A 9,797-nucleotide genomic window follows, 5' to 3' on the forward strand; every position below is an offset into this window, starting at 1 on the left:
CTCGGTCGAAGCAAGAGGTCGCCGATGGAAACCCTGTGGCAAGACCTGCGTTATGGCGCTCGCGCGCTGGCAAAAAAGCGCGGCTTTACGGCGGCGGCCATTCTTTCACTGGCCATCGGCATCGGCGCGAACAGCGCCATCTTCAGCGTCACCAACGCCCTTTTGCTGCGCCCGCTGCCTTACAAAGACGCCGACCGTCTGGTCATCCTGTGGAATCGCTCGCCCGGTTTGAACGTCGTGCAGGATTGGTTTTCGCCGGGCCAATACCTCGACATCAAGGCCGAAAATCATGTCTTCGAGCAGGTCGCGGCGACGCTCGGCGGCAGCTATAACTTCACAGGCCGCGGGACGCCCGAACACGTCGAAGGCGCGCGGGTGTCGGCTTCGCTCTTTCCGCTCTTTGGCGCTCGACCCTTGCTCGGCCGCGCTTTCTTGCCGGAAGAAGACGAGAAGGGCAAGCCGCTGACGGTCATTCTCAGTCACGGGTTCTGGCAGCGCCGCTTTGGCTCTGACACAGAGGTCATCGGCCAATCGCTGGTCTTGAACGATAAGAGCTTTACGATTGTCGGCGTGATGGCCGCGGATTTTGGCTTGAGCAAAGAGATCATGCCGACCGTCAACGGCATTCAAAAAGCCGAGGTCCTGTTGCCGTTGCCGATGAGCGATAGCGACCGCGCGGATCGCGGCCACGAAGACTACAACATCTTTGCCAGGCTGAAGCCGGGCGTGACGGCTGCTGAGGCGCAAGCCGAAATGGATCTGCTGGCCGAGCAGATGAAGCAGCAATACCCGGCAGCTTATCCGAAAGATGGCGGGCTGACGCTGAGTGTCGTCCCCTTGCTTTCGCAAGTCGTAGGCGGCCTGCGGCTGGCGCTGTTTGTGCTGTTCGGCGCGGTCGGCTTTGTCTTGTTGATCGCCTGCGCCAATGTCGCCAACCTCTTGCTGGCGCGCGCCGCGACGCGGCAAAAAGAGATCGCCATTCGCGCGGCGGTCGGCGCCGGGCGCTTGCGGCTGCTGCGGCAACTGCTGACGGAAAGCGTGCTGCTCGCGCTGGCGGGCGGGCTTTTAGGTCTGCTGATGGCCGTCGTTACTGTGAAAGCCTTGCGGGTATTCGGCGCGGCCAGCATTCCGCGCTTGAACGAAGTCGGCATAGATGGCCGCGTGCTTGGCTTCACCTTCCTGGTGTCGCTGCTGACCGGCGTAGTCTTCGGATTGATTCCGGCATTGCGCGCTTCACGAGTCGATCTCAACGAAGTGCTAAAGGATGGCGGGCGGCGCTCGACCGGCGGCGCGTTGGGCCGCGGCCCCTGGCATATTCGCAACCTGCTGGTCGTCGCTGAAGTGGCGCTCTCGCTGGTGCTATTGATCGGCGCGGGGCTGTTGATTCGCTCCTATCAGCGCATCGCCAACGCCAGCCCCGGTTACGACACCCACAACGTCTTATCGCTGCGGCTGGCCTTGCCCGCGACCCGTTATCCCAACGCCGACGCCGTGATCGCTTTTTATCAACGGCTCAGCGAACGCGTGCAGGCGCTGCCCGGCGTCGAAACCGTGGCGACTAGCTACCTGTTGCCGCTCAGCTCGAACGCGCTCGGCTGGGGGCCGCTTCAGATCGACGGCTACGTGCCGAAGGACGCACAGGAATTGATCATCTCGAATGAGGGATTCATCAGCCCTGATTATTTCCAGACGCTCGGCATCCCTTTGACCAGGGGGAGAACCTTCGACGAGCGCGATAAGAAGGGCTCGCCCGAAGTGGCGATTGTTGACGAACACCTGGCCGAGCGCTTCTGGCCCGGCCAGGACCCGATTGGCAAGCGCGTCAAGCGCGGCAGCGGCTCGTGGCGCACGGTGGTCGGGGTGGTGCGCTACGAGAAAGAATTCAGTGCGGAAGACGAGCCGCTGATTCGCGTTTATTACCCGGTCAATCAAATTCCTGTCGGGACGCGCTACGTCATCGCGCGCGTTTCATCCGACCCTGTGAAGCTGACTGCGGCGGCCAGCGACGAAATTCATGCGCTTGACCCGGAGCTGCCGGTCTTTGAAGTCTCGACGATGGATCAGCGACTCTACGAGGCGCTGGCGCGGCGACGCTTCTCGATGCGGTTACTGGGGGTGTTTGCGGCGCTCGCGCTGTTGCTTGCGGTCACAGGCATCTATGGCGTGATGAGTTACTGGGTCACCCAGCGCACGCACGAGATCGGCATCCGCATGGCATTAGGCGCCGAGCAAAGAAACATCTTGCGACTGGTTATCCGACAAGCGTCGCTATTGGTAGCGGCGGGGATTGCCACGGGGCTGACGGCGGCCTTTGGATTGACGCGGCTGATGGCCAGCCTGCTCTTTGCGGTCAGCGCCACCGACCGTTTGACCTTTGTGCTGGTCTCGGCATTGCTGGGCGGGATTGCCTTGCTGGCGAGCTATCTGCCGGCGCGCCGCGCATCAAAGGTCGAGCCGATCATCGCCTTACGCTATGAATGAAATGAAAGCCATGGAAAGGCCAATATGATCAACATCCACCCGGTCACACTTGAGGGCCACGGCGTACGGCTGGAGCCTCTCGGTTATGAGCACGAGGAGGGGCTGGCTGCGGCCGCGGCTGACGGCAGGCTGTGGGAGCTGTGGTTCACATGGATTCCAGAACCGAAGGAGACACATGCCTACATCACCAGCGCGCTCGCGGGGCAACGCGAGGGCCACATGCTGCCGTGGGTGGTGCGCGAGCTGGAGAGCGGCGCGGTCATCGGCAGCACGCGTTATCATGACATCGTCGCCGCGATTGACCGCGTCGAGATCGGTTACACGTGGTACGGCAAGCGCTGGCAACGCACCGCTGTCAACACGACCTGCAAGCTGGTGCTGCTCGGCCACGCGTTCGACACGCTTGGCTGCAAAGTGGTGGGCTTGCGCACGGACAACTTCAACCTGGCTTCGCAGCGCGCGATTGAAGCGCTGGGGGCCAAGCGGGATGGCGTTCTCCGCCATCACACAGCGCGACGCGACGGGACGGTGCGGGACAGCTTCATCTACAGCATCCTTGCCGCTGAATGGCCTGACGTGAAGCGGCATCTGGAGCTGCGCTTAGCCCGCCATCAGGTGATGTAAATGGCAGAGCACGATAGCGAGGCAATCAGCATTCGACCGGCGCGCCAAGCCGATGCGGAAGCGCTGGCTTCACTCGTGGGTGAGCTTGGCTATTCCACCACTGCGGCAACTGCGCGGGAGCGGCTCAACGCCCTCACTGAGGCCGGCGATTGCATCCTGGTCGCCGTCGATCAGGCAAAGGCCATTGCTCTGGTCGTGCTGCATCGCACACGCTTCTTGCATCGCCCGGCGGACGGTCGCATTTCAACGCTCGTGGTGTCAGACGAGTATCGCGGGCGCGGCATCGGCGGCAGACTGCTCGAAGCGGCGGAAGCGATTTTCCGGCAATGGGGCTGCGAGCGCATCGAAGTCAGCAGCGGCGCGCAGCGCGAAGCGGCACACCGCTTTTACATCCGCGCAGGCTATTCCGAGCAGCCCAAGCGATTCATCAAGCTGCTGGCGTAGTGACCGTCGGTGAGTTGCCGCTCCTCCAACTGATTCGATTGCCCCGGCAACCCTGCGCGTGATATAACGCCTGCGCTCACGAGCATTCCATCTCAGGAGGAACCATGACGATATTCGGCAAAACCCTTTCGCAGTACCTCAAATTTCAGCGGGCGATCCTGCTGTTGATTCTGGCTGTGGGTCTCGGACGATTGATCCTGTCGCTGGCCGGCGTTTCCAATTCGGCGACCAGGTGGCTCAGCATCTCTGTCGTTGCCCTGCTCGGCCTGATCTACTATGCCATTCGCGTCCACACGACCGGCTTCGGTAGCTACAAGCAACTGCTGCCGCTCGTCTTTGTTCAAAGCGTGGTCTCGCAGGGCATCGTTGTTGCGGGCATCGTCATCGCGATTTTCACGCACACAGACAACGTCTTTAGCGCGCCCGAGTACAGCGGCGGAACCGACGGCAAGACCTGGCTGCACGTGTCGGCGCATTTGATTGTCGGCTTAGTCATCGGCCCGCTGGTCGGGTGGCTCATCGGCTCTGGACTCTTATTCGTCGTCAAGAAGGTTTCGCCGCGGGCAAAGGCAAAAGGCGTGGGTGCATAGACAAAAAGCAACGACGACACTGCCGCCCGTCCTCTTCGTTTTATTTGCGGTGTTACTGTGGAGCACGGGCGGGCTCTTCATCAAAATGACGACCGTTGATGCGTTCGCGGTCAACTGCGGTCGCTCGCTCTTTGCGGTCATCACCATCGGCATTTTCACCTACAGAAAGGGGCTAAAGCTGAGCCCTTTTACTTTCCTGACCTCGCTGCTTTTCGCGGGAATTCTGATCTCTTTTGTCTACGCCACCAAGGCGACGACCGCCGCCAACGCGATCTTCTTACAATACACCGCGCCCATTTACATATTGATGCTTTCGCCGCTGATCCTGAAGGATCGCTTTCGCGGCATTGACCTGCTGACCGTCGTTTTATGCCTCGCAGGCATGAGCTTGTTCTTTTGGGATAGGCCAAACGCGGAAGACAAGCTTGCCCCCAATATGTTTATCGGCAACCTCGTGGCGTTAGCGTCAGGCGTGTTGTTTGCGCTCTATTTCATCCTGCTGCGCCATCGGCGCTCGCTGGAAAGTAAGAACGCGGCGGTGTCGGCTTTTTACGGCAATCTCCTGGTGGTGCTATTCATGCTGCCGTTTCTGGCGCTCCACCCGCCACAGCCAACCAGCAAGGATGTCGTTGCGATCTTATACCTCGGAGTCATTCAAATCGGTATTGCTTATATTCTTTTCACCTATGGGATGGCGGGCGGGGTGCGGCCCTTCGATGCCAGCATCATCGGTTTCGTTGAGCCGCTCTTAAACCCTGTGTGGGTTTTTCTGGTGGTTGGCGAGAGGCCGAGCCGATTGGCGATGATTGGTGGGGCGATCATCCTTTTGACCGTCGTCGCCCACACACTCATCAATAGCCGAGATCAATTAGCCCCGGCTAAAATTTAAGCTCAACAGGTGCGATGGAGAGCAGCCAAAAAAAATTGGAGGTCGCCATCGTGCCCGAAGGCGAAGCGGAAGACGACTGAGTGCTACTGAGTGCTTCTAAGTGATTGTTGTCAGTGAGGTTGCCGCGATTGTGCCGTGACTTGAAGTATTACTGAGGATTACTGAAAAATCAGCAGTTAGCTGGAGAATCCGAAGGGGTTACGGCACAATCTACGGCACAATTTTGTAACGTAAATCCTGCAAGCTCAATTCAAGAATCAATGATTTATGTGTTGCCCCGTCCACCTGTTTCCATAGCGTCTTAGCCTGTCTGCTGTCAGGGTTGCTGTCAGAATCGCAGGCCAACGAGATGCTTTGCAAGTTCCTGGCGCACAATCTGTGCTCCTTGATTCAGTCCAGCTATGAGCTTGGGATTCAGGCGACGTTTTGAAGCGAGGCAGATTAGTTTGGCTTTGCTAAAAAACTGCTAACGAACTATTCCTGCAAAAAAAACCACCCGCCTGCTAAAAAAATCCAACAGGCAAGGCGTAAAGGTAGAATCTAGGAAGGAACGGCTAGACTGCTACAATCGTGTGCTATACTCATCTAAACCCAGTCTCCAATCTCGAACCCAAAGCCCATCATTAAGCGGATGACTAAATATGAACCTATTGGTTTTAAGCTCTGCCCAATTGCCTTCGGCTGTCAATAAAATATCCTCTACGGTTGCCGTGGCATCTGGCTCTGTTAGGGCCTTTTCTGTTTTTCCAAACCAAGCTAGGTACTGACGCGCCCCAAGTTTAACCCATGCCTCTTTATGTAGAGGATTGCTGATGAGGGTTAGGATTTTTGCTGACCAGTGATTATTGGAGTATCCTACGCCTAAAAGGTGAGTCAGTCCTCTCCTTTGTAATCGGCCAATATCTGCCTCCTGAATATATGCTAGGATACTTTGCTCAAACCAATATGCAGCCTGTCCCTTACCCCCAGATTTATCTTCATATCTCGATTTGGTAAATCTCCGAAGATTAAAATTCTTACCTGTAGCACAGTGTTTTGCGCCAGCCGCTTTGAACAAGAGCATTTCAGAGTCACAATGAGAGACTAGAACGGGCTTTCCGGTAGCTTCAAGAGCGTTTATCAACTCCATAATACCGGCCAACTGCATTTCCCCAACCATTTCGCGTCTTGGCAGGAAGTCGCTTTTAATTATGAGATAATAACCGCTTGGATTCGTACCGGATACAATTGAGGCAAGATTCAAAACATAATCCCGGCTTTCCATTTCAGCAAACCCTACAATTAAGGTGAATAGCGGTCGCTTATCAGTGCCGCTTAACTTATCAGCCATCACTTTGAAGCCTTGAACGCAGTTGGCGTAATAGTCATCAGACCAGACATTAGGTACTATCGCAGGTGACGCTACAGCATTAACACTTAATGGTTTTGCGTAGTCGCTGAGATCGACAGATAGTTTTTCCCAATAGGAGGCTGTCGAAGAATCAAGCGTGTCGAACATTGTAGGGAAATAGGTATACTCTGGAAGATGTCCACGGTTGCCTCGCGGAACGTATAACTGAGGGTCTAAGATAATATCGTAATCTATTTTATATTTATCTTTATTTTGAAACGTAGAAACATCTTTCAGTAATTGTTCAGGCTTGCGATTGATTGGACTAAGGATAATGCCTGTAAAATCATCCAGATCAGTTTCGCCCACTAGGTTCTCTGTCCTGTCACCCATTTGAAAGTATGCGGCCATAGTTTCCCTCCATCAGCTTTGAAAGCTTTTTATTAAATCATCCGGCATTTGAAATCTATGAACGGACCAGGGTTGTACCATCTTAATGAGGTTAGGCAGACCAAGCTTAACCGCTTCATCCTTAAATTCAGGCCGACATGATTTTCTCTGGCCAACGGCTGTTACAGGGTCCATCTGAGACTGTTGGGCAAAAGGATGTTCCCCTGTCAGACAGATACCTAAAACCACGCCTAAGCTGAATTGATCTGTTCGCCAGTCAATCAAATGCTTTTGATTGTTCAACTGCTCTGGGGCCGCATAGTACGGCGTTCCAGGCCCTCGATCTAGCCAAGTTTGTGTTAATGAGATTTGAGACAGGTCGCGGACAACACCTAAATCTACTAAGACAGGATCATCTGAACTTAACCTAAACATTATATTGTCCGGTTTAATGTCTCGATGAACCAAGTTAAGAGCTGCTAGATGTTTGAGAGCTTGCGCTAGGAATAGTCCGTAATGGCGAACCACGTCTGGGGCCATCTTGCCAGTTAATTTGTCAGTTAAGGTGCCGCCATCAAGATATTCTTCAATCGAATAGATGTATTCGATCCCATCAGAAGCAATGTATTTACCTGAATCATATAGTTTTGCTATGTGCGGTGAATCACATCGCTTCATTGCTTCAATCTCGCGTTCTGAGCGAGCAAGATTGCCTTTTGCGGGATTCAGCAGCTTTAGTGCTAAAGGTGAGCCTTGATCTGTTATGACTCTGTAGGTTTCCTTGAACGCGCCCTGTCCTGCGAAAGATACACTCTTATAGTTATTGGACTTGCTGAACTCCTCGGCAATCAGCGGCATTGAAGGCTGGTTCTGTGTCATGCGCCTCACTGGCTAACTTGGTCTTATTTACCTGGATGATGTATTCTAACGCATTCCCTGTTAGCCAAGTCAAGATTGGATGCTGTCGAGAGGACGGAATCTCAAGTACAATTCCGCTGTGACCCACCGAGCAAAGGCCGACCTCTCTAATTTCAAACTCATGACAGTAGGCAATTGCTTTTTGCGCCGTTGATTCCGGTAAGACTACATAAGAGTGATGCGAAAACGAGGTGTTTCTATAGGCTTGATGTAGCGCCTCGCGCCAGCGAGTCAGTTTGGCTTCAAACGAGAATAAGTCTCTAAAGATGTTAGCGCCAATAACGTCAACCCTACCCGCTTGGTAATCGAACTCAAAGGCTACATCCAAGTCAGGCCAAGGCGTAAAGTTGCTACGCAAAAGGCTAACAAAATCTCTTACCAAGTCTGATTCGCGTGTATACATAAGTAAATAGGTCGCGAATAATATACGCACGGCTATTAAAACACAATCGTTGGAGTTTGTACACAATATTCTAAATACTCTATTAACTATCAACATAGAAAATAATATATAGCCAAACTTCAAGCATAGGCTATAATGATTGGCCTGGGTGAGCCTATGAAGCCAAAATCCGACGAGGAAAATCCTAAGCTACAGAAGAGGGCTAAGGGCTGCCAATTCAGCTTAGTGCTAGAAGATGTTGAGCAGATAGAAAACCTACGTCTACGCTATCAGCGATTAGCTCTGGGGAAAAGTAATAGGCCCGTAGACATAACAAAAAGTGAGATAGTACGCGCCGGAATATACGCTCTGATAAAGATGCAAGACCCTCAGTTCTTTAAGCGCGTTGAAGAGGTAGAAGAACTGAAGGAAGGCCGCCGACCAAAGGAGAAACCTGAAGAGAAATAAGACGGTTGTTAAGCAGAGCAGCTTAACAAGGCCCCGGTTGAGATTAATTGTAAAACTGGAAGGCCATGTCTTTCTTGGTTGGCTTAGACCCTATCTAGCAGTCTAAAGCTCACTCTTTAATTTTGCCTTTCCGCTTACTACCAGGCTTCGGGCCGGGCTTGCTCATCTGGAACCCCTCAAGCGCGCTTTCAGGTATGAGCCAATAAGGGCCACGCGGGGAATCCTCGCGCTGTGCGCCTGGAAAGCGCCCTGTGCGCGCCCACACTCGAACGCTCACAACCGCAGCGCCGAGCTTGTTAGCAGCTTCTTCAACCGTAAGCATCTTTTCTTCTCCTTTTTTCATGTTCACCAATCTAGCAAAGCGTCCATCGCCAAGCAATCAGATCGTATCGCTTGCGATGCCATCATAACACTTTATTCATATCGCGCGCGATGAAATCTATTGATACTAATTCGTATCGCAATCAATATAATTATCTTGTTGATTCATATCGTATGCGATACAATCTTTTTATAAGGTTGATTGAAACAGAGTGGCAGGCAGAAAGGCGGTCTTAGCCGTTCGCCACACTCCAACGAAGCGCGAAGCGAAAGGGATACGGCGAAAGCCGCACCGAGAGGCACAGCAAGGTAGCGACGAGCGCAAGGCAGGCACGAGTAAGACACTCTCCCGCTGACAACACGCACCGGAAAGAAGTCAGGCAAGAAAAGGTAAAGGCTCAAGTGTTGATAGCACCTGAGCCTTGAATATCCCCCTGCTTGAACAGGGAGAAAGCGATTTACGCAATGACAGGATACAACAAGTTTGATGCTGAACGCTATAGCGAAGAACTCTACAGCGTCACCGAGTCTGAGCATGACGAAGTGATGCGCTTGATGGCCGAAGAAGGCTATCAGGAGTGGTCTGAAGAACTCGAAAGCCAGCTTGAAGATGCAGCCTGGCGCGGCGCGAAGAACGTTTCTGGCGTCCTCATCAAGAAAGCCTGTGAGCATCCTACCTGCTCACACTTCAAATGCGAGCGTGGCTTGCGGATGGGAGGTTTTGAATTATGACCTGCCATTTATGCACTAAGCCGATTACCGCACGCCAAAAGGTTGAATACCATCACCCAGTCTATAAGAGCAGGGGCGGCACGCAGACCGCCCCATGCGCATCAAGCTAAGTAAAGAAGCCTGTAGGGGGATGAAAAAGAAACTCCTTCGGTGATAATTGGCATTGTCCATCAACACCAACAACGAAGGAGTTCTCTGATGCGCAACCTATCACACTTGCCCCACACC

Annotated in this window: 10 protein-coding genes; 7 read left to right on the top strand and 3 right to left on the bottom strand. The window is 53.5% G+C overall.

The genetic code is table 11. The features are described from left to right. Positions 1-24: 24 nt before the first annotated feature. From VJ464_24565 to VJ464_24585, 5 genes are all read left to right on the top strand, one after another. The gene (locus VJ464_24565; protein HKQ08321.1) at positions 25-2,481 is read left to right on the top strand and encodes an ABC transporter permease; all 2,457 of its coding nucleotides are present in this window, start codon (positions 25-27) and stop codon (positions 2,479-2,481) included. Positions 2,482-2,505: 24 nt separating this feature from the next. Then, positions 2,506-3,105, top strand: coding sequence for a GNAT family N-acetyltransferase (locus VJ464_24570; GenBank protein ID HKQ08322.1), 600 nt, complete (start codon positions 2,506-2,508; stop codon positions 3,103-3,105). Then, the gene (locus VJ464_24575; protein ID HKQ08323.1) at positions 3,106-3,549 is read left to right on the top strand and encodes a GNAT family N-acetyltransferase; all 444 of its coding nucleotides are present in this window, start codon (positions 3,106-3,108) and stop codon (positions 3,547-3,549) included. It abuts the gene before it with no gap. Between the two features lie 104 nt (positions 3,550-3,653). Beyond that, positions 3,654-4,139, top strand: a complete 486-nt coding sequence (locus tag VJ464_24580) for a hypothetical protein (GenBank protein HKQ08324.1) — start codon at positions 3,654-3,656, stop codon at positions 4,137-4,139. Further along, positions 4,132-5,028 (top strand): EamA family transporter, encoded by an 897-nt coding sequence (locus VJ464_24585; GenBank protein HKQ08325.1) that lies wholly within the window; start codon positions 4,132-4,134, stop codon positions 5,026-5,028. The genes VJ464_24580 and VJ464_24585 overlap by 8 nt, the downstream gene beginning before the upstream one ends. Positions 5,029-5,590: 562 nt before the next feature. On the opposite strand, the gene VJ464_24590 is transcribed toward VJ464_24585, so the two are convergent. Further along, positions 5,591-6,769: a hypothetical protein gene (locus tag VJ464_24590; protein HKQ08326.1), complete on the bottom strand. Its 1,179-nt coding sequence runs from the start codon at positions 6,767-6,769 to the stop codon at positions 5,591-5,593. Positions 6,770-6,781: 12 nt separating this feature from the next. Continuing rightward, positions 6,782-7,627 carry a serine/threonine-protein kinase gene (locus VJ464_24595; GenBank protein ID HKQ08327.1) on the bottom strand — a complete coding sequence of 282 codons (846 nt, stop codon included), beginning with the start codon at positions 7,625-7,627 and terminating at the stop codon, positions 6,782-6,784. Positions 7,628-8,225: 598 nt separating this feature from the next. Here VJ464_24595 and VJ464_24600 point away from each other — a divergent pair. Next, positions 8,226-8,516, top strand: a complete 291-nt coding sequence (locus VJ464_24600) for a hypothetical protein (protein ID HKQ08328.1) — start codon at positions 8,226-8,228, stop codon at positions 8,514-8,516. 109 nt (positions 8,517-8,625) lie between these two features. Here the strand turns inward: VJ464_24600 and VJ464_24605 are convergent, their stop codons facing one another. Next, positions 8,626-8,859 (bottom strand): helix-turn-helix domain-containing protein, encoded by a 234-nt coding sequence (locus VJ464_24605; protein HKQ08329.1) that lies wholly within the window; start codon positions 8,857-8,859, stop codon positions 8,626-8,628. A gap of 416 nt (positions 8,860-9,275) precedes the next feature. Between VJ464_24605 and VJ464_24610 the strand changes: the two genes are divergently transcribed. Next, entirely contained in the window at positions 9,276-9,569 is a 294-nt protein-coding gene (locus VJ464_24610) for a hypothetical protein (GenBank protein HKQ08330.1), read from the top strand. The last annotated feature ends 228 nt before the right edge of the window (positions 9,570-9,797 follow it).

Source organism: Blastocatellia bacterium, from assembly GCA_035275065.1.
In the GTDB taxonomy this organism is placed as follows: domain Bacteria; phylum Acidobacteriota; class Blastocatellia; order UBA7656; family UBA7656; genus DATENM01.

Excerpts from the sequence above, each read along its gene's own strand:
- VJ464_24605 (HKQ08329.1), bottom strand. The coding sequence starts at position 8,859 with ATGAAAAAAGGAGAAGAAAAGATGCTTACGGTTGAAGAAGCTGCTAAC.
- VJ464_24590 (HKQ08326.1), bottom strand. The coding sequence starts at position 6,769 with ATGGCCGCATACTTTCAAATGGGTGACAGGACAGAGAACCTAGTGGGC.
- VJ464_24575 (HKQ08323.1), top strand. The coding sequence starts at position 3,106 with ATGGCAGAGCACGATAGCGAGGCAATCAGCATTCGACCGGCGCGCCAA.
- VJ464_24600 (HKQ08328.1), top strand. The coding sequence starts at position 8,226 with ATGAAGCCAAAATCCGACGAGGAAAATCCTAAGCTACAGAAGAGGGCT.
- VJ464_24580 (HKQ08324.1), top strand. The coding sequence starts at position 3,654 with ATGACGATATTCGGCAAAACCCTTTCGCAGTACCTCAAATTTCAGCGG.
- VJ464_24570 (HKQ08322.1), top strand. The coding sequence starts at position 2,506 with ATGATCAACATCCACCCGGTCACACTTGAGGGCCACGGCGTACGGCTG.
- VJ464_24595 (HKQ08327.1), bottom strand. The coding sequence starts at position 7,627 with ATGACACAGAACCAGCCTTCAATGCCGCTGATTGCCGAGGAGTTCAGC.
- VJ464_24565 (HKQ08321.1), top strand. The coding sequence starts at position 25 with ATGGAAACCCTGTGGCAAGACCTGCGTTATGGCGCTCGCGCGCTGGCA.